The organism is Streptomyces sp. NPDC039462 (genome assembly GCF_055639375.1).
In genome coordinates this window covers 191,048-211,154 of the sequence record NZ_JBVKAO010000007.1, presented here as the reverse complement: position 1 = coordinate 211,154, position 20,107 = coordinate 191,048, and the positions used below count along the sequence as shown (strand labels likewise).

Below are 20,107 nucleotides of genomic sequence, written 5' to 3'. Positions count from 1 at the left end.
TATGCTCGGTGCTCCGTTCGCACATACCCCCACGTCCCCTCGCGAGCGTTTGCGCCTGCGGCCCGGTGGGGGGCCGTGCCCCTACCCCGCAGGACGTCGCGGGGCAAACGGGTGGGTGGGTGGGGAACATCCGCCGCGAAGCGGCGGGCTCGGCGCTCCTACCCCAGCGGGACAGCGCGGGCAGACCCCCACCCACCCCGCCCCTACCCCCGCAGGACGTCGCGGGGCAAACGGGTGGGTGGGTGGGAAGCATCCGCCGCGAAGCGGCGGGCTTGGGGCTCCTACCCCAGCAGGACAGCGCAGGGCAACCACCCACCCGCCCCCACCCCCTTGCGTGCAACCCCCCACCCTTCCTATCGTTTGAGGTCAAACAACAACCGCGCATCGGACATCGCACCCCCAGAAAGGCTGGGCACGGGTGAGTGAAGCGAGCGCACCATCCCAGGGTGGGGACCCGTGTGGGGACCCCGGTAGGGCCACCGGCGAGGACACCCACGTCACGGAAACCGTCGAGGCCCTCCGCACCACCGGCACCGACATCGTCCGCGTCATCTACCCCGACCTCCTCGGGGCGGACCGCGGACGCGACGTCCTCGTCGGACAGTTGCCGGGAGCCTGCGGGCACGGCCTGACCTTCTGCCGCGCCGTCTACCACACCACCCCCAGGGGAGACGTCGTCCCCGTCGCGGGAGGACTCGACGCGGGGCTCCCCGACATCTGCGTACAACCGGATCTGCGCACACTCAAGCCGCTGCCGTGGGAGCCCGGCGTCGCCTGGTGCCTGGGCGACAGTCTCGATCCGCGCACGGGAGCGCCCGTCGCCGAGTCGCCCCGCGCCCTGCTGCGGCGGGTCCTCGACCGGACGGGCGAGTACGTGGGCGACGACGGGATCTCCGTCGTCGTCGGACCCGAGCTGGAGTACTTCCTGTGCGACGCCTCCCCGGCAGCCGCGTCCGGCTGGGTCCCCTACGGCGGCGCCACGGGGAACGTGTACAGCGCCGGGCGGCGCGGCGACCCCGACGGTCATCTGCTGCGCACACTCAGGCTGTTGGGCGAGCTCGGCATCGGCGTCATCGCGGGGAACCACGAGTTCGACGGCGGGCAGTTCGAGATCAATCTCGATCACTCCGGGGCCCTGGACGCCGCCGACCGCGCCTTCTTCTTCAAGGCCGCCGTCAAGGAGGCCGCCCGCCACGAGGGGCGGCTCGCGACCTTCATGGCGAAGCCCTTCAACGGGCTCGGCGGGTCCGGGTTCCACGCGCATCTGTCACTGGTCGACGCCGACGGGCGGAATATCTTTGATGATCCGCATGCTGACGGCGGGCTCTCCGCCACCGCCCGGCACGCCGTCGGCGGTGTCCTGCGGCACGCGCCCGCGCTCACCGCCCTGCTGAATCCGACCGTCAACTCCTACAAGCGCTTCGGGCCCGACACCCTCGCCCCCTGGCTGATCGACTGGGGTCTCGACAACCGCAGCGCCATGGTCCGCATACCGCCCGAGCGCGGCGCGGGGGCCAGGCTGGAGCTGCGTCTCGGTGACGCGTCCGCCAACCCCTACCTCCTGGTCGCGGGCGCTGTCGCCGCTGTGCTGCTCGGGCTGCGCGACAAGCCCGAACCGCCCGCCCCGCTGGAGGGTTACGGCTACGACGAGACCTCAGCGGCCCGGCTGCCCGCCACTCTCCCCGCCGCCCTCGACGCCCTGGAAGCCGATGAGGCGCTCACCGGACTGCTCGGCGACGGCTTCGTCCGCGCCTTCCTGACGTACAAGCGCAATGAAGTCGAGAGGTGTCAACTGGCGGTGACTGACTGGGAGTTCGGTGAGTATGCGTTTCTCATTTGACCGGAACACAACCGACCGGGACTCATCCGACCGGATCTCATCCGACCGGGCTTCGGCCGGGGTCCTTTCCCTCGCCGACGTCGACCTCGCCGACAACGACCGGTTCACCGACCCTGCGCTGCCCTGGCGGATGTTCGACGTGCTGCGTCGCGAGGATCCCGTCCACTGGCAGCCCGAGCCGCCGCCCAACTCCGGTTTCTGGGCGGTCACCCGGCACGCCGACATCGTGCGGGTCGACCGCGATCCCGAGACCTTCACCTCCGAGAGGTTCACCAACCTGGAGGAGGTGGACGAGGACCACATCGCCCTGCGCCGTTCGCTGTTGGAGACCGACGGGCTGCGGCACCGGGCCATGCGGCTCATCCTGCAGAAGCGGTTCACGCCGCGGGCCGTCGCGACGTACGAGACGTTCCTGCGGGGGCTCACGGCGCGCACGCTCGACGCCGCCCTGCCCAAGGGGACCTTCGACTTCGTGCGGGAGGTGTCCGCCGACTTTCCCATCAACGTGCTCGCGCGCATGCTCGACGTACCCGAGGAGGACACCCAGCGGCTCATCGACTGGGGCAACCGCATCATCGGCAACACCGACCCCGATTACGCGGACGTGCTGCTGGAGAGCGAGGAGAGCGAGCGGTATCGGAACCTGCCTTTTCGGTCGCCTGCCGCTCTTGAAGTCTTCGCGTACGGGAGGGAGTTGGCGGCCCGGCGGCGGGGCGGGGGCGGGGACGACCTCGTGAGCGCGCTGGTGAACAGCTCGCCCCGGGACGGGGTGCCGCTCTCCGCGACCGACTTCGACAACTACTTCCTGCTGCTCGTCGTCGCCGGGAACGAGACCACCCGGCACGCCATCTCGCACTCCATGCTCGCCCTCATCGAGCACCCCGAGGAGCGCGCCAGACTCGTCGGCGACCCCTCGCTGATCCCCGGCGCCGTCGAGGAGTGCCTGCGGTGGGCCTCTCCCGTCTACCACTTCCGGCGGACGGCGACCCGTGACGTCGAGCTGGGCGGCAAGCGGATCAGGGCGGGCGACAAGGTCGTGCTGTGGTTCGCCTCCGGCAACCGCGACGAGGACGTCTTCCCGGACCCGTACCGCTTCGACGTCACCCGCGAGAACAACGACCACGTCACCTTCGGCAAGGGCAGCCCGCACTTCTGCCTCGGCAACTCCCTGGCCCGCCTGGAGATGCGGGTCATGTTCGAGGAGCTGCTGCCGCGGCTCGCGGACATCCGCGTCGCCGGTGAGGTGCGGCGCGTGCGGTCCAACTTCGTCAACGGGATCAAGGAGCTGCCCGTGACGGTCACGCTCAGCTAGCGTGACGCTCAAGCAGCCCGTACGCGGAGGCCGTTCAGCCGCCCGACGTGTCCAGTTCCGCTTCCTCGCCGACGCCCGCGCAGTCGTAGGGGTCCTTCAGCCAGCCGTCCGGCAGCACCACGCGGTTGTTGCCGGACGTGCGGCCGCGCGGGCCGTCCGCGCCCGCCGGCCACTCCTGGTCGAGGTCCAACTCGCCGAGACCGTCCTCCAGTTCGGCGAGCGACGACGTGATGGCGAGGCGCTTGCGCATCTCCGAGCCGACCGCGAAGCCCTTCAGGTACCACGCCACGTGCTTGCGGAAGTCGATGACGCCGCGCGCCTCGTCGCCGATCCACTCGCCGAGGAGCGCGGCGTGGCGCAGCATGACGGCCGAGACCTCGCGCAGGTCCGGCGCCTTGGGCGCGCCCGTGCCCTCGAAGGCGGCGACCAGGTCGCCGAAGAGCCAGGGGCGGCCCAGGCAGCCGCGGCCCACGACGACGCCGTCGCAGCCCGTCTCGTTCATCATGCGGACCGCGTCGGCGGCCGACCAGATGTCGCCGTTGCCGAGGACGGGGATCTCGGGGACGTGCTCCTTGAGGCGGGCGATGGCGTCCCAGTCGGCCGTGCCGCCGTAGTGCTGGGCGGCCGTGCGGCCGTGCAGGGCGATCGCCGTGACCCCTTCCTCGACCGCGATGCGGCCCGCGTCCAGGAAGGTGATGTGGTCGTCGTCGATGCCCTTGCGCATCTTCATGGTGACGGGGAGGTCACCGGCGCCGCTGACGGCCTCGCGGAGGATGGCGCGGAGCAGCGGGCGCTTGTACGGGAGTGCGGAGCCGCCGCCCTTGCGGGTGACCTTGGGGACGGGGCAGCCGAAGTTCAGGTCGATGTGGTCGGCCAGGTCCTCCTCCGCGATCATGCGGACGGCCTTGCCGACGGTCGCCGGGTCGACGCCGTACAGCTGGATCGAGCGGGGCTTCTCCGTCTCGTCGAAGTGGATCAGCTGCATCGTCTTCTCGTTGCGCTCCACCAGCGCGCGGGTGGTGATCATCTCGCTGACGAAGAGGCCCTTGCCGCCACTGAACTCCCGGCACAGCGTCCGGAACGGCGCGTTCGTGATGCCCGCCATGGGGGCGAGCACGACGGGCGGCTGCACGGTGTGCGGGCCGATCGACAGGGGCTGCGGCTGGGAGGGCATGGATGATCTCCGGGACGGACGACGGGACCCTCTATTGTCCCTCACTCCTCAGGCGGCCGTGCCGCCCTCCTCGGAGAGCTCCGCGAGGCGCTCCAGGCGCTCCTCCGTCTCGTCGTCGGCGGGGATGTACGCGATCAGGCGGTACGCCTGCGTGAGCGGGGCCATCCACAGCATGCGGTGTTCCAGGCGGAGCAGGCCGACCCGGGGGTGCTGATAGCGCTTGACGTGCGGCGCCATGGTCGCCACCTCGTGCCGCTCCCACAGCTCGCGGAACTCGGCGGACGCCCCGGCAAGCCGGTCGCGCAGCTCCTTCCAGGCGGGTTCCGCGCCGTGCTCGGCCATGGCGCCGCGGAACTTGGCGATCAGGTCGCGCAGCATCTCGTCCCGGTCGAGGAAGGTCTCCCGCCAGCTCCGGCTGGTGGCGAGGAGCCACAGGCAGTTGCGGTCGCGCGGCTCCATCGCGTCGAAGTCGCCGAAGACGTGGGTCCAGGAGCGGTTGTACGCGAGGACGTCGTAGCGGCCGTTCTGCACGGTGGCCGGGTAGGGGCCGAGGCGGCGCATCAGCCGTCGTACCTCCGCGGAGAGCGCCGTGCACTCCGCCTCCGGGCGCGGGTCGACGGCGCCGGCGAGCGCGAAGAGGTGGGCGCGCTCGCTGGGGTCCATCAGGAGCGCCCGGGCGATCGCGTCGATGACCTGCGCGGACACCTTGATGGAGCGTGCCTGCTCCAGCCACGTGTACCAGGTGACGCCGACGCAGGCCAGCTGCGCGACCTCCTCGCGGCGCAGGCCCGGCGTGCGGCGGCGGGGGCCGCGGGGCAGGCCGACCTGCTCGGGCGTGACGCGTTCGCGGCGGCTGCGGAGGAAGGCGGCGAGCTCTTGGCGGCGGAGGTCGGCGGCGAGGGGCGCGGCAGATGCAGCGGCGCCGGTGGTGGCAGTGGCGGTGGCGGTGGCAGTGGCGGTGGCGGTGGCGGTCACCGTTCCAGGCTGCGTCATCGCGCAGCCTGTTTCCAGGTTCGCCTGGTACCAGGATAAGGACACTCTGGTACCCCTCTGGGCGCCGGAACATCGTCGTATCCGTGACTCTCACGACCCACACCGACAAGTCCCCCGCCACCGGTGCGGCCGGTCCCGCCGCGCCCTCGCCCCTCACCTCCCTCGGCCTCCTCACCGTCCTCCTCGGCGCCTCCCTCTCCAGCATCGACTTCTTCATCGTCAACATCGCCCTGCCCAGCATCGAACGCGACCTGCGCGCCTCCCCCGCCACGCTGGAGATGGTCGTCGCGGGGTACGCGGTGGCGTACGCCGTACTGCTCGTCCTGGGCGGCCGCCTCGGGGACACGTACGGGCGCCGCAAGCTCTTCCTGTGGGGCGTGGCCGCCTTCGGCCTGACCTCGCTGGCCTGCGGGCTCGCGCCCGGCGCGTGGTGGCTGGTGGGGGCGCGGGTGGCGCAGGGCGCCGCGTCCGCGCTGATGCTGCCGCAGGTCCTCGGCACGATCCACGCGACGACGCGGGGCGAGCGGCGGGCCAGGACCGTCGCGCTGTACGGCGCGGTGAGCGGCGTCGCGGGGCTGCTCGGGCAGGCCCTCGGCGGCGCCCTGGTCGCCGCGGACCTGGGCGGCACGGGCTGGCGCGCGGTGTTCCTCGTCAACGTGCCGGTCGCGGTGGTGGCGCTGCTTGTCGGAGTGCGGGCGGTGCCGGACAGCCGCGCCGAGCGGCCCGTACGGGGCGACGTACTCGGCACCGTCCTGTTCGCCGGCGCGCTGACCGCGCTCCTGCTGCCCCTGACGGAGGGCCGCGCGACCGGCTGGCCGCTCTGGTCGGTGCTCCTGCTGGTCGCGGCGCCGCTGCTCGGCTGGGCCTTCGGGGCCGTGGAGAGCCGTGCCGAACGCACCGGCGGCAGCCCGCTGCTGCCGCCGTCGCTGCTGCGCGAGCCCGCCGTGCGCAGGAGCCTGGTCCTGGGCCTGCCGATCTTCATCGGCTTCAGCGGCTTCATGTTCGGGTTCGCGATCATCCTCCAGCAGGGGCTGGGGTACGGGGCGCTGAAGGCGGGCCTGACCGTGATCCCGATGGGCCTCACGCAGATCCCCGCGTCGATGCTCGTGCCGCGCCTGGTGCGCCGCTGGGGAACCCGCGCGATGCCCCGGGCCGCCCTGGTCCACGCCACGGGTCTCGCGGTGCTCGCGGCGACGGTGCTGTGGGCTCCGTGGCCCGGTCTGAACCCCCTGGCCCTCGCTCCCGGGCTGCTCCTGTGCGGCGCAGGACAGGGCGTCCAGCTCGCCCTCTACTATCGCGTCGCGCTCGCGGCCGTACCCGCCGCGCGGGCGGGCGCGGGCAGCGGCCTCGCCGCGACCGTGCAGCAGTCGTGCCTGGCCGTGGGCGTGGCGACGATCGGCTCGCTCTTCCTGGCGCTGGTCCCCGACATCGGCATGCGGAGCGCGTTCGTGACGGCGCTCGGGGTGCAGCTGGCGGGGCTGCTCGGCTTGGCGCTGCTCAGCCTGCGGCTGCCGCGACGGCTGGCCTGAACCGGCTCGTCTCCCCCGGCCCTGTCCGGGCCGGGGGCCGCCCGGCGATTTACGGTCGAAAGATGCCCGCTGAACCGAACCACCGCGACACGGAGCCGAACCACCGCGACACCGAGCCGAACCACCGCGACGCCGAGCGGGGCCACCGTAAGCCCGAGCCGAACCGCCGCGACGCCGAGCGAGGCCACCGCAAGCCCGAGCCGGACCACCGTGACGAAACCAGCCACCGCGACGGACTCCCCCACCGCCGACGGATGCTCATCCTCGCGATCTGCTGCACCAGCCTGCTCATCGTCACGCTCGACAACACGGTCCTGAACGTCGCGCTGCCCACCTTGCAGAAGGAGTTCGACGCGAGCGTCTCGGGCATGCAGTGGACGGTCGACGCGTACACGCTCGTCCTCGCCTCGCTCCTCATGCTCGCGGGCTCGACCGCCGACCGGATCGGCCGCCGCAAGATCTTCGTGGCGGGCCTGGTCGTCTTCACCCTCGGCTCGGCGCTCTGCTCGCTCGCGCCCAGCCTCGAACTCCTCGTGGCCTTCCGCATGGTGCAGGCGGTCGGCGGCTCCATGCTCAACCCGGTCGCGATGTCGATCATCACCAACACCTTCACCGACCCGCGCGAGCGGGCCCGCGCCATCGGCGTCTGGGGCGGCGTCGCGGGCATCTCCATGGCGGCGGGCCCGCTGCTCGGCGGGGTGCTCGTGGAAACGGTCGGCTGGCGCTCGATCTTCCTGGTCAACCTGCCGGTGGGCCTCGCCGCGCTCCTCCTCACCCTGCGGTACGTCCCCGAGTCGCGCGCCCCGAAGCCGCGCCGCCCGGACCCGGTCGGCCAGCTCCTCGTGATCGCGCTGCTCGGCGCGCTGACGTTCGCGATCATCGAGGCGCCGCGCGCCGGCTGGACGTCACCGCTGATCCTCGGCTCCGCGGGCGTCGCGGTGCTCGGCCTCGCCGGACTGCTCCGGTACGAGCCGCGCCGCGCCCAGCCCCTCATCGACCTGCGCTTCTTCCGTTCGGCGCCGTTCAGCGGCGCGACGGTGATCGCGGTCTGCGCCTTCGCGTCCCTCAGCGGCTTCCTCTTCCTGTCGACGCTCTACCTCCAGGACGTACGCGACCTCGACGCCCTGCACGCCGGACTGTGGATGCTGCCGATCGCGGCCATGGCGCTGGTCTTCGGTCCGCTGTCGGGCCGCCTGGTGGGCAGCCGCGGCCCGCGCGTCCCGCTGCTGATCGCGGGGGTGACGATGACGGCCTCCGGGATCCTCTTCGCCGCGTTCGAGGCGGAGTCCACGGGCGGGCCGCGCCTGGCCGGCTACCTCCTCTTCGGCCTCGGCTTCGGCTTCGTGAACGCGCCGATCACCAACACGGCCGTCTCCGGGATGCCGCGCGCCCAGGCGGGCGTCGCCGCGGCGGTCGCCTCCACGAGCCGCCAGATCGGCACGACCCTCGGCATCGCGGTGATCGGCGCGGTCCTGGCGTCGGGCGTCGCGTCCTCCTCGTACGCGAAGGACTTCACGGAGGCGAGCCGCCCGGCCTGGTGGATCCTCGCGGGCTGCGGCCTCGCGGTGCTGGTGCTCGGGGCGGTGACGAGCGGGCGGTGGGCGCGGGAGTCGGCGCGGAGGACGGCGGAGCGGCTGGAGGAGGAGACGGCCACCGCCCAGCCGGTGACGCATGACAGATGTCGCATACGCGATGACCCATGACAGGTGACAGACGACAGGTAACGGGTGACAGATGACAGATGACAGATATTGAATTCTGTCATCTGTCATGTCATGGTGGATGCATGCGTACTCTCACTCTCGGCACGACCGGCCCCCTGACCTCCGCCCTCGGCCTCGGCTGCATGGGCATGTCCGCGCTCTACGGAGAGGCGGACCGGACGGAGTCCATCGCGACCATCCACGCGGCGCTCGAAGCGGGCGTGACCCTCCTCGACACCGGCGACTTCTACGCCATGGGGCACAACGAACTCCTGATCGGCGAGGCCCTGCGCACGGCCCCCGCCGCCCACCGCGAGCAGGCCCTCACCAGCGTCAAGTTCGGCGCCCTGCGCGACCCGGACGGCGGCTGGTCGGGGTACGACGGCCGCCCGGCGGCGGTCAAGAACTTCGCCGCGTACTCCCTCCAGCGCCTCGGCGTCGACCACATCGACGTCTACCGCATCGCCCGCATCGACCCCGACGTCCCGGTCGAGGAGACGGTGGGCGCCATCGCGGAGCTGGTCGAGAAGGGGTACGTGCGGCACATCGGCCTCTCCGAGGTCGGCGCCGCGACGATCCGCCGGGCGGCGGCCACGGCCCCCATCTCGGACCTCCAGATCGAGTACTCCCTGATCTCGCGCGGTATCGAGGCCGAGATCCTGCCGACGGTCGCGGAACTGGGCATCGGCGTGACGGCGTACGGGGTGCTCTCCCGCGGCCTGATCTCCGGCCACTTCACCCGCGACCGCAAGCTGGCCGCGAACGACTTCCGCGCGATGAGCCCCCGCTTCCAGGGCGAGAACCTCGACCGCAACCTCGACCTGGTCGACGCGCTGCGGAAGATCGCCGACCAGAAGGGCGTGAGCGTCGCGCAGACCGCGATCGCGTGGGTGCTCGCGCAGGGACCGCGACACGGGGCGTCGATCGTGCCACTGGTGGGCGCTCGTACCCGCACCCGCCTGGGCGAGGCGCTCGCCGCCCTGGACGTGACGCTCGACGCCACCGACCTGGCCGCGATCGAAGCGGCCGTCCCCGCGGACGCGGCGGCGGGCGCCCGCTACCCGGACTCCCAGATGGCACACCTCGACAGCGAGCGCTGATCCGTCCCCGGGTACGGTCTAGCCATGGCAGCAACCGCGGCTCCCCTGACCCCCGAGCGCATCCTCGAAGCGACCGAGGAGGTGCTGCGCAGGCACGGCGCGGCCAAGGCCACGGTCGTCGACGTGGCCCGCGCCCTCGGGGTGAGCCACGGCACGGTGTACCGCCACTTCCGTACGAAGACGGAGCTGCGCGGCGCGGTGACGCGGCGCTGGCTGGACCGTACGTCGGAGACGCTCTCCGGAATCGTCACCGGCACGGAGCCCCCCGAGGCGAAGCTCCGCCACTGGCTGGCGGCCCTCTTCGACGCCAAACAGCACAAGGCCGGCGACGACCCCGAACTCTTCGCCACCTACTCCGTCTTGGTCGGCGAGAACAGCGACGTGGTGGACGACCACATCGCGGACCTCACGTCCCAACTCACGACGATCATCCAAGAGGGCGTGACGGAGGGGGACTTCGCGTCCCCCTCCCCCGAGGTCTCGGCCCGCGCGGTCTTCGACGCGACGAGCCGCTTCCACGACCCGGCGTACGCGGCACACTGGTCCCGCCCGGGCATCGAGGACGACTTCACAGCGGTCCTCGACCTCACACTCCGCGGCCTGCGCGCCTGACTTGCCGCCTACCGGCGCCCCAGCAGCCGAGGATCCACTCCACCCTGCCGCACGATGATCTCCACGACGCCATTGTCCGGCCCTCCTCCAGCACTCCGGAGAGCACGCCGCACAGCGGCAACAGCAATATCGGCTGCCTCACCGGGCATCTCGGCCCTGACCTGCAACGTGGCCCCGACCGAGAAGAAATCACCGGCGTACCCATGGGAGGTGGCCGTCGGCACGAACTCGTACTCCGGCTCGCTCACCATCTCGGCGAGCATCCCCTCCTGAAGAACCGCCCACTTGTCGTCGGAGACATCCAGCAGCAACTGAACATCAACTTCCCAGTCCTTGCTCACGACGGGGGCACACTCCTTCGGATTCGTCCGGTCCGCCCGGTACGCGGCACCACGGTTCAGCCTAGATCTCACCCCTTGCGCAGCAGCAGAGTCCCCCGTCGGAACCGCTCGCCCTCCCCCGGCTCGCGGAGCAGGCGGCCCAGTTCGGTGAAGCCTGCCTTGTGGGTGAGGGTTGCCAGGGCGTCGATCGGCCAGCGGTACGCCGTTGTCACCTTGTGGTCGAAGGGGGTGAGCGGGTCGCCCGACGATTCGAAGAAGGCGAGCAGGAGGTGGCCACCGGGGGCGAGGACTCGGTGGAACTCCGTCAAATACGCGGCTACATCCCGCTCCGGGGCGTGGATCAGTGAGTACCAGGACACCACTCCGCGCAGCTCGCCGTCGGGCAGGGTGAGGGCGTCCATGGAGCCGACCTCGAACCGGATGTCCGGGTAGGTCTCGCGGGCCAGGTCGATCATCGCCGGGGAGAGGTCGATGCCGAGAACATCCAGGCCCAGGTCGCGGAGGAGGGCCGTCACCGGGCCGGGGCCGCAGCCCAGCTCCGCGACGGGGCCCGCGCCATCGGCCCGCACGTGGCCGGCGAACGCCGTGAGCATCGCGTGGTCCAGGGAAGGGCTGCGGAGGTCGTCGCGGGGCAGTCCCGCGTACACGGTGGCGATGGCGTCGTAGGCGTCTGCCGTCGTACTGAGGTGGGTGGAGGATTCAGTCACGAGGCAGGACCCTAGGGCCTTCCTCTGACATTCCGACATTCAGCACGGACCGCCGTGGGCGGGCGCTAGGCGTGGAAGGCTGTCGTCGCCTCCAGGGCGGCCCGCCCCGTCGTGACCCGGTTCACCGGCGCGCTCTCGTCCGCGTAGCCGAAGGAGACGCCCACGAGCAATCGCCCCTCGGTGGAGCCGAGTTCCTCCCGGACGGTGTCGGCGTAGAAGCTGAGCAGACCCTGCGGGCAGCTGTCCACGCCGTATGCGGCCATGGCCAGGAGCAGCGTCTGGAGGTAGGCGCCGACGTCGGCGGCCAGTCGCGGCCCGCCGTCGCCGGTGACGAACAGGAAGGCGGCATGCGGCGCCCCGTAGAAGCGCAGGCTCTCCGCGTCGTAGGCCGCGCGTGCCGCGTGGTCGTCGGGGCCGATGCCCAGGGCTCCGTACAGTCCCGCGCCGAACGCCGCCCGCCGCTCCTGGTGGACGGGGGCGTACATGCCCTCGGAGTACGGGAAGTCGGCCGAGGTGCGCTGTTCGGCGTGGGCCGCCCGCAAGGCGTCCGCCAGGCGTTCGCGCTTCGTGCCGCTGACCACCTCGACCCGCCACGGCTGCGCGTTGGAGTTGGACGGTGCGGTGCCGGCGAGGGCGAAGATCGCACGCATGGTGTCGTCGGGCACGGCGTCGGGGCGGAACGCGCGCGTCGCGTGGCGACCCCGTATCAGCTTCTCCGCGTAGTCGCTCAACTCGGGGGAAACGGCCAGCCTGCTCATAGAGCTCTCCTCAGACCCAGAAGCGCCGATTAAGTAAACGGTCTCGTTTACTTGCGGCGCCACTGTAGTCACCCCCTCCCCTCGAAGTAAACGGGAACGTATACTTCCCTTATGAGTACCGTGACGACAGCCGCTCGGCGGCAGGGGCGCGGAGGACGCGAGCGCATCCTGGCCGCCGCCGCCCACCTGTTCGCGACCCAGGGGATCAACGCGACCGGTATGGAACAGGTCGCGGAGCAGGCTCCGGTGTCCAAGCGCACCCTCTACGCGCACTTCCGGACCAAGAGCGACCTGGTCGTCGCCCACCTTCACGACCTCGCCTCGTCCGGCGGGACCCTGGAAAGCGCGCTGACGCGTGAGGACATCCCGGCCAGAGAGCGGATCCTCGCACTGTTCGTCCTGCCCGCGGCGGACGCGGCCCCCGTACGCGGGTGTCCGTTCATCGACGCCGCGGCCGAGTTCCCCGACCCGCGGAGCGCGGTCCACTCCTACGCCCGCGAACAGAAGCTGCTGATGGTGCAGTTGGTGACCGCGCTCGTCACGGAACTCGGCTGCCGCGAGCCCGCCGCACTCGCCGAGCAACTCGTCACCCTCGCAGACGGGGCCGCCAGCCGCGCCATGGTGCTGGGCGACGCGGACTACGGACGGCACGCGCGGGCAGCGGCTGAGGTCCTTCTCGACCATGCCCTGCCGGGCAGCACGCGCTGACCGACGAGGACGACCTCCGCCCCCCGTCCGTCCCTACAACCCCTCCTCCGTCGGCCTGTGTTCCACGTATTCGATGACCGTGCCGTCGCGATGGCGGGCCGTGAAGCCCGAGCCCGTGGGGACCTTGATCAGGGGCTCCGTGATCTCCGCGCCTTCCGCCGCCAGGCGGGTCAGGTACGCCTGGGCCGAGTCCACGAGCAGCGTGCCGTCGACGACGCGGAAGGGGGCCAACGTCTCCTCCGTGCCCTCGACCAGGAGGAACGCTCCGACCACCGCCAGGTTCAGCCCCTTCTCGGGGTACGTGAACCACATGTCCCGTTCCGTGCCGAGCAGGCGCTCGTAGGACGCCGCCAGCGCGTCCAGCGTGCCCGGGCCCGTGTAGACGCGGATGAAGGGGCGGGGTGCGGCGAGGTCGGAGGAGTCGTTGCGGCGGCGCCACATGGTGGGGGTTTCCCTCGTGGTTTTCGTCGTGGATTCCGTCATGGGTTCAGCCTCAGGGCCGGCGGGCAGCGCAGCCAGACAGGCGTTCATGGGGGTGACTCCAGGTCATACGCTGGGCGCATGGCGACCACGACGGCGACCACCACGGCAACGGGCACGGCAACCAAGCCCCTCGGCAAGGAACTTGGCGGGTTCCTGCGCGCCCACCGCGAGCGGCTCTCCCCCGGTGACGTCGGCCTGCCGCACACCGCGCGCCGCCGCACCCCCGGGCTCCGCCGCGAGGAGGTCGCCGCGCTGTCCGGCGTCTCCGTCGCCTGGTACACCTGGCTGGAGCAGGGGCGCGTGGACACCTCCCGGCAGGTGCTCGACGCCGTCGCCCGCGCCCTGCGCCTCGACGACGCCTCCCACCGGCACGCCCTCGCCCTCGCCGGGTTCGCTCCCGGCGCGGCGGCCCCGCACGCCTCGTACGATCCGAACCTCCGCGCCATGCTCGACAGTTGGGTCGGCAGTCCGGCGCTGATCCTGGGCCCTGCCCACGACATCCTCGCCTGGAATCGCGTGTACGCCGAGGTATGGCCCGATCCCGCCGGACTCCCCGCGGAGCGGCGCAATCTGCTGCTCCTGCTCGTCGGGGACGCACGGCACCAACAGGTGCTGCCCGGCTGGGAGTCCGTCGCCATGGACCTCTACCGGCATCTGCGCACCCGTGCGGACCGCCGCCCCGGCGACGGGGCCTTTCAGCGGCTCACCGACCGCCTCGCGGCCGTACGGCCGGATCTGGACGACTGGTGGGCCTGCCGCTCCGTCGGGGACTTCGCCCCGCGGACCGTCGGGATCACGCGGCAAGACGACCCGACGCCCCGCCCGTACGCCATGAACCTGCTGCTCACCCCGCAGCCGCAGGACACCACCATCCTCGTGATGACCCCTGCGGCCACTACGCTCCCGGAGTCGACGGATCCACCGTCGCCTGATGCTCCACCGTCAGGTGCTCCTCGGCCTTGAGCCACGGCAGGAACTGCGCCTTCCTGCGCCACCCGCAGGTGTCACAGCTCAACTGCCGCTGCACACCGGCCTTCTGGACCCGCACCACGTGCTCCCGCCCGTGCTGGTCCCATCGTCTGACCCTGCTCGTGGTCGTGGGGGTAGGCATGCGCCTCAGTGTGCACGGAAGCCCCCGGTTCCATAACCCGGAACCGGGGGCTTCCCGCAGCCGATGTCAGTCGGTGCGTCAGCAGCCCACGAGACGCGTCGCGAGGTAGCCCTCGATCTGGTCGAGGGAGACGCGCTCCTGCTTCATGGTGTCGCGCTCGCGCACCGTCACCGCGTTGTCGTCGAGGGTGTCGAAGTCGACCGTCACGCAGTACGGCGTGCCGATCTCGTCCTGGCGGCGGTAGCGGCGGCCGATGGCGCCCGCGTCGTCGAACTCGATGTTCCAGTTCTGGCGCAGGGCCGTCGCCAGGCCCTTGGCCTTCGGGGAGAGCTCCGGGTTCCTCGAAAGGGGCAGGACCGCGACCTTGACCGGCGCGATGCGGTGGTCGAAGCGCATGACCGTCCGCTTCTCCAGCTTGCCCTTGGCGTTCGGGGCCTCGTCCTCGATGTAGGAGTCGAGGAGGAAGGCGAGCATCGTGCGGCCGACGCCGGCCGCGGGCTCGATGACGTACGGAGTCCAGCGCTCGCCGGCCTCCTGGTCGAAGTACGACAGGTCCTGGCCGGAGGCCTTGGAGTGCGCGGTCAGGTCGTAGTCCGTGCGGTTGGCGACGCCTTCCAGCTCGCCCCACTCGCTGCCGCCGAACTGGAAGCGGTACTCGATGTCAGCGGTGCGCTTGGAGTAGTGGGAGAGCTTCTCCTTCGGGTGCTCGTACCACCGCATGTTCTCCTCGCGCAGGCCCAGGCCGGTGTACCAGTTCCAGCGCTGCTCCATCCAGTACTCCTGCCACTTCTCGTCCTCGCCCGGCTTGACGAAGAACTCCATCTCCATCTGCTCGAACTCGCGGGTGCGGAAGATGAAGTTGCCGGGCGTGATCTCGTTGCGGAAGGACTTGCCCATCTGCGCGATGCCGAAGGGCGGCTTGCGGCGCGAGGTCTGCTGGACCTGGCCGAAGTTGGTGAAGATGCCCTGCGCGGTCTCGGGGCGCAGGTAGGCGACGGAGCCGCTGTCCTGCGTGGGGCCGAGGTGCGTGGCGAGCATGCCGGAGAACTGCTTGGGCTCGGTGAACTGGCCCTTGGTGCCGCAGTTGGGGCAGTTGATGTCCGCGAGGCCGTTGGCCGGCGGGCGGTTGTGCTTGGCCTCGTAAGCCTCTTCCAGGTGGTCGGCGCGGTGGCGCTTGTGACAGGAGAGGCACTCGGTGAGCGGGTCGGAGAAGGTCGCGACGTGGCCGGAGGCCTGCCAGACCTCGCTCGCCAGGATCACCGACGAGTCGATACCGACAACGTCCTCGCGCGAGGTGACCATGTAGCGCCACCACTGGCGCTTGAGGTTCTCCTTCAGCTCGACGCCCAGCGGTCCGTAGTCCCAGGCGGCGCGCTGACCGCCGTAGATCTCACTGCAGGGGAAAACGAAGCCACGGCGCTTGCTGAGGCTGACGATGGTGTCGATCTTGTCGGCGGCCACGGTGCTCTCTTCATTACGACGGCGGACGAAGCAAGTGCTGCCGGAGCAGCGGCTTCGGGAGCGAATGCTTCAGGTTACCGGCGGCCCGACCCCCCTAATCAAATCGGTTACCCGCACATCCCCTCACCGACCCCTTGTTGACAATCGTTTCCACATTTGTTGAAAATGAGTGTCATGAACGTACGACGCCTGATACCCACCGCCGCCCTTGCCTCCGCCACGGTCCTCGGCCTCACGGCGCTGACCGCCTGCTCCACCTCCGCCGCGGACGACAAGGACGGCAAGCTGGACGTCGTGGCGTCGTTCTACCCCATGCAGTACCTCGCGGAGCAGATAGGCGGCGACCACGTCTCCGTCACCACGCTCACCGAGCCCGGCCAGGAGCCGCACGACCTCGACGTCTCCGCCAAGCAGCGCGGCGAGCTCGAAGAGTCCGACGTCGCCCTGTACCTCAAGGGCCTGCAGCCCGCCGTCGACGACGCGATCGACCAGTCCGGCATCAAGACCAAGGTCGACGCCGCCTCGCTGACCAGCACGGAGAAGCACGGCACCGAGGTCGGCGGGCACGCCGACGAGCACGAGGAGGAGGGCCACGAGGGCCACGGCCACGGCCACTCCCACGAAGGCGCCGACCCCCACATCTGGCTCGACCCGGTGAAGTACGCCGAGGTCGCCGAGGGCGTCGGCAAGGCCCTGCAGAAGGCCGACCCGGACAACGCGGCGGCGTACAAGAAGAACACCGCGAAGCTCGTGAAGAACCTCGACGGCCTGGACAAGTCCTTCGAGAACGGCCTGAAGAACACCAAGAACAAGGTCTTCATCACCACCCACGCCGCCTTCGGCTACCTCGCCGAGCGCTACGGCCTCACCGAGGAGGCCATCAGCGGCCTCGACCCCGAGGGCGAGCCCAGCGGCAAGCGCGTCAGGGAACTCCAGAAGATGGCGAAGGCCGACGGCGTCACCACGGTCTTCTACGAGACGCTCGTCAGCGACCGGACGGCGAAGACCCTCGCCAAGGACACCGGCCTGAAGACCGATGTGCTCGACCCCGTCGAGGGCATCACCGACGACTCCAGGGGCGACGACTACATCCAGGTCATGGAGTCCAACCTGAAGGCCCTGCAGAAGGCCCTGGGCGCCAAGTGACACCCCCTGCGGTTACGGAGGCACGAGCCATGAGCAAGAACGCCGGCACCGGTGAAGGCAGCGGCGAGGACAGCGGCGAAGCCGTCATATCCCTGCGCAAGGTGACGGCCGAGCTCGGCTCGCGCCCCGTGCTGCGCGGCATCGACCTCACCGTGCGCCGCGGCGAGGTCGTCGCCCTGCTCGGCGCCAACGGCTCGGGCAAGTCCACCGCCGTCCGCACGGTCATCGGGCAGGTCCCCGTCACCGGCGGCGACGTCGAGATCTTCGGCACCCCGCGCCGCCGCTTCCGCGACTGGGCCCGCGTCGGGTACGTCCCGCAGCGCACCACCGCCGCGGGCGGCGTGCCCGCCACGATCACCGAGGTCGTCGCCTCCGGGCGGCTCTCCCGGGCCCGCCTCGGCATCCTGCGCAAGGCCGACCGCGAGGCCGTCGCCCGCGCCATCGACCTGGTGGGCCTCGCCGACCGCGCCAAGGACTCCGTCAACGCGCTCTCCGGCGGCCAGCACCAGCGGGTCCTCATCGCCCGCGCGCTGGCCTCCGAGCCGGAGCTGCTGATCATGGACGAGCCGATGGCGGGCGTCGACCTCGCGAGCCAGGAGGTCCTCGCGGCCACCCTGCGCCAGCAGGTCGCGGCCGGCACCTCCGTCCTTCTCGTCCTGCACGAGCTCGGCCCCCTGGAGCCGCTGATCGACCGCGCCGTGGTGCTGCGCGACGGCTGCGTGATGCACGACGGCCCGCCCCCGCGCGCCGTCGGCCAGCACGCCCTGCCCGGCCACGACCACGTCCACCCGCACACCGCCGACGCGGAACCGGTCCGTACCGGCCTGCTGACCTGACCGAGGGCGAGCAAGAACCATGGAACTCCTCGATTACGCCTTCATGCAGCGGGCGCTGCTCGCCGCCGTCCTCGTGGGCATCACCGCGCCCGCCGTGGGCATCTACCTCGTCCAGCGCCGGCAGGCCCTGATGGGCGACGGCATCGGCCACGTGGCGATGACGGGCGTCGGCCTCGGCTTCCTGCTGTCGGCCTCGCCCGTGTGGATGGCGACGGCGGTCGCGATCGTCGGCGCCGTCGTCATGGAGCTGATCCGCTGGTACGGCAAGACGCGCGGCGACATCGCCCTGGCGATGCTCTTCTACGGCGGCATGGCGGGCGGCGTCATGTTCATCAACCTCGCCCCCGGCGGCTCGAACGCGAACCTCCAGTCGTACCTCTTCGGCTCGCTCTCGACGGTCTCCGAGGAGGACGTCTCGGCGATCTGCCTGCTCGCCGCCTTTGTGGTTCTCGTCACGGTCGGGCTGCGCCGCCAGCTCTTCGCGGTCAGCCAGGACGAGGAGTTCGCGCGCGTCACGGGCCTGCCGGTGCGCGCCCTGAACCTGCTCACCGCCGTCACCGCCGCGGTCACGGTCACCGTCGCCATGCGGGTCGTGGGCCTGCTCCTGGTCTCCGCGCTGATGGTGGTGCCGGTGGCGGCCGCGCAGCAGCTCACCAAGAGCTTCGCGGTGACCTTCGCGGGCTCGGTGGCGATCGGCGTCGCGGTGACGCTCGGCGGCACCGTCACCTCGTACTACCAGGACGTGCCGCCCGGCGCGACGATCGTGCTCCTGACCATCGGTGTCTTCATCGTCCTGACGGTCCTCGCGACGCCGCTGGCCAGGCGCAGGGCGCGGGCCGCGGCCGCCGCCGAGGCGGCCGGCGACCCCGCGGAGTGCTCGGTACCGGCCCAGCCGGTGGCCAAGGCCTGACCCGGCTCCGGGCCGACCTGGCACAATGGCCCGGCAAGGCCCAGACCAGAGCGTGACGCGAGGAGGCAACCGTGGGAGCCCCGGTTCGAGGCAGGTCGACCCGCCAGCGTGCGGCGGTGGCCGCGGCACTCGACGACGTGGACGAGTTCCGCAGTGCCCAGGAGCTGCACGACATGCTCAAGCACAAGGGCGACTCGGTCGGTCTGACCACGGTCTACCGCACCCTCCAGTCCCTCGCCGACGCCGGCGAGGTCGACGCCCTGCGCACCAACGACGGAGAGACGGTCTACCGCCGCTGCTCGACCGGCGACCACCACCACCACCTGGTCTGCCGCGTCTGCGGCAAGGCCGTCGAGGTCGAGGGCCCCGCGGTCGAGAAGTGGGCCGAGGCGATCGCCTCCGAGCACGGCTTCGTGAACGTGGCGCACACCGTGGAGATCTTCGGTACGTGCCAGGAGTGCGCGAGCAAGTAGTCGTACGTACGTGGAGGGGCCCGCACCGTCGCGCTGACGGTGCGGGCCCCTTCGCGGTCCATGGACCTAACTGTTCGCGATCTGCTCCTCATTGGGAATGGCCCCGCCGAAGCGCCGGTCCCGGGAGGCGTATTCGAGGCATGCCCGCCACAGGTCGCGGCGGTCGAAGTCCGGCCACAGGACGTCCTGGAAGACCATCTCGGCGTAGGCGCTCTGCCACAGCAGGTAGTTGGAGGTGCGCTGCTCGCCGGACGGACGGAGGAAGAGGTCGACGTCCGGCATGTCCGGGTAGTACAGGTACTTCGCGAAGGTCTTCTCGTTGACCTTGGCCGGGTTGAGCCGGCCCGCCTTCACGTCCTCCGCGATGGCCTGGGCCGCGTCCGCGATCTCGGCGCGGCCGCCGTAGTTCATGCAGAAGTACAGGGTCAGCTTGTCGTTGTCCTTGGTCTGCTCCTGGGAGATCTCCAGCTCCCTGGCGACCGACTTCCACAGCTTGGGCATCCGGCCCACCCAGCGCACCCGCACGCCGAGGTCGTCGAGCTGGTCGCGGGTCTTGCGGATGAAGTCGCGGTTGAAGTTCATCAGGAACTTCACCTCGTCCGGGGACCGCTTCCAGTTCTCCGTGGAGAAGGCGTAGAGCGAGATCGCGCCGACGCCCATCTCGATGCTGCCCTGGAGCACGTCGAGGACGCGCTCGGCGCCGACCTTGTGCCCCTCGGTGCGCGGCAGGCCGCGGTCCTTCGCCCACCGCCCGTTCCCGTCCATGACGATCGCCACGTGCTGCGGGACCAGCTCACCGGGGATCTTCGGCGGTCGCGCGCCCGAGGGGTGGGGCTCGGGCAGCTGATACTCACGGCGGGACCGTCCGAGGATTCCGCGTCGTGCCATGGGGGGCTCTCTCCTACCTAGC

At 71.0% G+C, this 20,107-nt stretch carries 21 protein-coding genes; 12 read left to right on the top strand and 9 right to left on the bottom strand.

Annotation, left to right across the window (positions count from 1 at the left end; translation table 11 throughout):
* Window positions 1–538: 538 nt before the first annotated feature.
* Together ACZ7LU_RS31865 and ACZ7LU_RS31860 are read left to right on the top strand one after the other, a co-directional pair.
* Window positions 539–1,840, top strand: a complete 1,302-nt coding sequence (locus tag ACZ7LU_RS31865) for a glutamine synthetase family protein (protein WP_471918843.1) — start codon at window positions 539–541, stop codon at window positions 1,838–1,840.
* Entirely contained in the window at window positions 1,824–3,152 is a 1,329-nt protein-coding gene (locus ACZ7LU_RS31860; RefSeq protein WP_471918700.1) for a cytochrome P450, read from the top strand. Before ACZ7LU_RS31865 ends, ACZ7LU_RS31860 begins: the two co-directional genes overlap by 17 nt.
* A 34-nt stretch (window positions 3,153–3,186) precedes the next feature.
* Here the strand turns inward: ACZ7LU_RS31860 and dusB are convergent, their stop codons facing one another.
* Together dusB and ACZ7LU_RS31850 are read right to left on the bottom strand one after the other, a co-directional pair.
* On the bottom strand, window positions 3,187–4,326 hold the full coding sequence (gene dusB, locus ACZ7LU_RS31855; protein WP_468083092.1) for a tRNA dihydrouridine synthase DusB: 1,140 nt from the start codon (window positions 4,324–4,326) through the stop codon (window positions 3,187–3,189).
* Between the two features lie 48 nt (window positions 4,327–4,374).
* Window positions 4,375–5,301, bottom strand: coding sequence for a helix-turn-helix transcriptional regulator (locus ACZ7LU_RS31850; RefSeq protein WP_471918699.1), 927 nt, complete (start codon window positions 5,299–5,301; stop codon window positions 4,375–4,377).
* Window positions 5,302–5,402: 101 nt separating this feature from the next.
* Here ACZ7LU_RS31850 and ACZ7LU_RS31845 point away from each other — a divergent pair, with 101 nt between their 5' ends.
* The 4 genes from ACZ7LU_RS31845 to ACZ7LU_RS31830 all read left to right on the top strand — a co-directional run bounded on the left by ACZ7LU_RS31845 (window position 5,403) and on the right by ACZ7LU_RS31830 (window position 10,263).
* Window positions 5,403–6,848, top strand: coding sequence for an MFS transporter (locus ACZ7LU_RS31845; protein ID WP_471918698.1), 1,446 nt, complete (start codon window positions 5,403–5,405; stop codon window positions 6,846–6,848).
* Window positions 6,849–7,102: 254 nt separating this feature from the next.
* Window positions 7,103–8,551 (top strand): MFS transporter, encoded by a 1,449-nt coding sequence (locus ACZ7LU_RS31840; protein WP_471918842.1) that lies wholly within the window; start codon window positions 7,103–7,105, stop codon window positions 8,549–8,551.
* Window positions 8,552–8,634: 83 nt separating this feature from the next.
* Entirely contained in the window at window positions 8,635–9,651 is a 1,017-nt protein-coding gene (locus ACZ7LU_RS31835) for an aldo/keto reductase (protein ID WP_471144879.1), read from the top strand.
* A 24-nt stretch (window positions 9,652–9,675) separates the two neighbouring features.
* The gene (locus ACZ7LU_RS31830) at window positions 9,676–10,263 is read left to right on the top strand and encodes a TetR/AcrR family transcriptional regulator (RefSeq protein WP_471112594.1); all 588 of its coding nucleotides are present in this window, start codon (window positions 9,676–9,678) and stop codon (window positions 10,261–10,263) included.
* An 8-nt stretch (window positions 10,264–10,271) separates the two neighbouring features.
* Here ACZ7LU_RS31830 and ACZ7LU_RS31825 read toward each other — a convergent pair whose 3' ends face one another.
* The 3 genes from ACZ7LU_RS31825 to ACZ7LU_RS31815 all read right to left on the bottom strand — a co-directional run bounded on the left by ACZ7LU_RS31825 (window position 10,272) and on the right by ACZ7LU_RS31815 (window position 12,069).
* Window positions 10,272–10,604, bottom strand: a complete 333-nt coding sequence (locus ACZ7LU_RS31825) for a hypothetical protein (protein ID WP_471918697.1) — start codon at window positions 10,602–10,604, stop codon at window positions 10,272–10,274.
* 68 nt (window positions 10,605–10,672) lie between these two features.
* Entirely contained in the window at window positions 10,673–11,311 is a 639-nt protein-coding gene (locus tag ACZ7LU_RS31820; protein WP_471918696.1) for a class I SAM-dependent DNA methyltransferase, read from the bottom strand.
* A gap of 65 nt (window positions 11,312–11,376) precedes the next feature.
* Window positions 11,377–12,069, bottom strand: coding sequence for a nitroreductase (locus ACZ7LU_RS31815; protein ID WP_471918695.1), 693 nt, complete (start codon window positions 12,067–12,069; stop codon window positions 11,377–11,379).
* Window positions 12,070–12,180: 111 nt separating this feature from the next.
* On the opposite strand from ACZ7LU_RS31815, the gene ACZ7LU_RS31810 reads away from it, so the two are divergent.
* The gene (locus ACZ7LU_RS31810; protein WP_471918694.1) at window positions 12,181–12,777 is read left to right on the top strand and encodes a TetR/AcrR family transcriptional regulator; all 597 of its coding nucleotides are present in this window, start codon (window positions 12,181–12,183) and stop codon (window positions 12,775–12,777) included.
* 33 nt (window positions 12,778–12,810) lie between these two features.
* Here the strand turns inward: ACZ7LU_RS31810 and ACZ7LU_RS31805 are convergent, their stop codons facing one another.
* Window positions 12,811–13,260: a VOC family protein gene (locus ACZ7LU_RS31805; protein ID WP_471918693.1), complete on the bottom strand. Its 450-nt coding sequence runs from the start codon at window positions 13,258–13,260 to the stop codon at window positions 12,811–12,813.
* A gap of 78 nt (window positions 13,261–13,338) precedes the next feature.
* Between ACZ7LU_RS31805 and ACZ7LU_RS31800 the strand changes: the two genes are divergently transcribed.
* Complete coding sequence (locus ACZ7LU_RS31800; protein WP_471918692.1) at window positions 13,339–14,223, top strand: helix-turn-helix transcriptional regulator; 885 nt, start codon at window positions 13,339–13,341, stop codon at window positions 14,221–14,223.
* Here ACZ7LU_RS31800 and ACZ7LU_RS31795 read toward each other — a convergent pair.
* The gene (locus tag ACZ7LU_RS31795) at window positions 14,156–14,371 is read right to left on the bottom strand and encodes a hypothetical protein (RefSeq protein ID WP_398297565.1); all 216 of its coding nucleotides are present in this window, start codon (window positions 14,369–14,371) and stop codon (window positions 14,156–14,158) included. The genes ACZ7LU_RS31800 and ACZ7LU_RS31795 overlap by 68 nt on opposite strands.
* Window positions 14,372–14,449: 78 nt before the next feature.
* Window positions 14,450–15,832, bottom strand: coding sequence for a glycine--tRNA ligase (locus ACZ7LU_RS31790; RefSeq protein WP_362999753.1), 1,383 nt, complete (start codon window positions 15,830–15,832; stop codon window positions 14,450–14,452).
* A gap of 174 nt (window positions 15,833–16,006) precedes the next feature.
* Here ACZ7LU_RS31790 and ACZ7LU_RS31785 point away from each other — a divergent pair, with 174 nt between their 5' ends.
* The 4 genes from ACZ7LU_RS31785 to ACZ7LU_RS31770 all read left to right on the top strand — a co-directional run bounded on the left by ACZ7LU_RS31785 (window position 16,007) and on the right by ACZ7LU_RS31770 (window position 19,197).
* Window positions 16,007–16,978 carry a metal ABC transporter substrate-binding protein gene (locus tag ACZ7LU_RS31785; protein WP_398297567.1) on the top strand — a complete coding sequence of 324 codons (972 nt, stop codon included), beginning with the start codon at window positions 16,007–16,009 and terminating at the stop codon, window positions 16,976–16,978.
* A 29-nt stretch (window positions 16,979–17,007) separates the two neighbouring features.
* The gene (locus tag ACZ7LU_RS31780; protein WP_470976207.1) at window positions 17,008–17,814 is read left to right on the top strand and encodes a metal ABC transporter ATP-binding protein; all 807 of its coding nucleotides are present in this window, start codon (window positions 17,008–17,010) and stop codon (window positions 17,812–17,814) included.
* Between the two features lie 19 nt (window positions 17,815–17,833).
* Entirely contained in the window at window positions 17,834–18,724 is an 891-nt protein-coding gene (locus tag ACZ7LU_RS31775) for a metal ABC transporter permease (protein WP_398297571.1), read from the top strand.
* Between the two features lie 71 nt (window positions 18,725–18,795).
* On the top strand, window positions 18,796–19,197 hold the full coding sequence (locus tag ACZ7LU_RS31770) for a Fur family transcriptional regulator (RefSeq protein WP_398297572.1): 402 nt from the start codon (window positions 18,796–18,798) through the stop codon (window positions 19,195–19,197).
* Window positions 19,198–19,263: 66 nt separating this feature from the next.
* On the opposite strand, the gene ACZ7LU_RS31765 is transcribed toward ACZ7LU_RS31770, so the two are convergent.
* The gene (locus tag ACZ7LU_RS31765; RefSeq protein WP_398297574.1) at window positions 19,264–20,085 is read right to left on the bottom strand and encodes an isoprenyl transferase; all 822 of its coding nucleotides are present in this window, start codon (window positions 20,083–20,085) and stop codon (window positions 19,264–19,266) included.
* Between the last annotated feature and the right edge of the window lie 22 nt (window positions 20,086–20,107).

Excerpts from the sequence above, each read along its gene's own strand:
- ACZ7LU_RS31860 (WP_471918700.1), top strand. The coding sequence starts at position 1,824 with ATGCGTTTCTCATTTGACCGGAACACAACCGACCGGGACTCATCCGAC.
- dusB (WP_468083092.1), bottom strand. The coding sequence starts at position 4,326 with ATGCCCTCCCAGCCGCAGCCCCTGTCGATCGGCCCGCACACCGTGCAG.
- ACZ7LU_RS31840 (WP_471918842.1), top strand. The coding sequence starts at position 7,103 with ATGCTCATCCTCGCGATCTGCTGCACCAGCCTGCTCATCGTCACGCTC.
- ACZ7LU_RS31835 (WP_471144879.1), top strand. The coding sequence starts at position 8,635 with ATGCGTACTCTCACTCTCGGCACGACCGGCCCCCTGACCTCCGCCCTC.
- ACZ7LU_RS31830 (WP_471112594.1), top strand. The coding sequence starts at position 9,676 with ATGGCAGCAACCGCGGCTCCCCTGACCCCCGAGCGCATCCTCGAAGCG.
- ACZ7LU_RS31815 (WP_471918695.1), bottom strand. The coding sequence starts at position 12,069 with ATGAGCAGGCTGGCCGTTTCCCCCGAGTTGAGCGACTACGCGGAGAAG.
- ACZ7LU_RS31810 (WP_471918694.1), top strand. The coding sequence starts at position 12,181 with ATGAGTACCGTGACGACAGCCGCTCGGCGGCAGGGGCGCGGAGGACGC.
- ACZ7LU_RS31805 (WP_471918693.1), bottom strand. The coding sequence starts at position 13,260 with ATGACGGAATCCACGACGAAAACCACGAGGGAAACCCCCACCATGTGG.
- ACZ7LU_RS31800 (WP_471918692.1), top strand. The coding sequence starts at position 13,339 with ATGGCGACCACGACGGCGACCACCACGGCAACGGGCACGGCAACCAAG.
- ACZ7LU_RS31795 (WP_398297565.1), bottom strand. The coding sequence starts at position 14,371 with ATGCCTACCCCCACGACCACGAGCAGGGTCAGACGATGGGACCAGCAC.
- ACZ7LU_RS31785 (WP_398297567.1), top strand. The coding sequence starts at position 16,007 with ATGAACGTACGACGCCTGATACCCACCGCCGCCCTTGCCTCCGCCACG.
- ACZ7LU_RS31780 (WP_470976207.1), top strand. The coding sequence starts at position 17,008 with ATGAGCAAGAACGCCGGCACCGGTGAAGGCAGCGGCGAGGACAGCGGC.
- ACZ7LU_RS31775 (WP_398297571.1), top strand. The coding sequence starts at position 17,834 with ATGGAACTCCTCGATTACGCCTTCATGCAGCGGGCGCTGCTCGCCGCC.
- ACZ7LU_RS31765 (WP_398297574.1), bottom strand. The coding sequence starts at position 20,085 with ATGGCACGACGCGGAATCCTCGGACGGTCCCGCCGTGAGTATCAGCTG.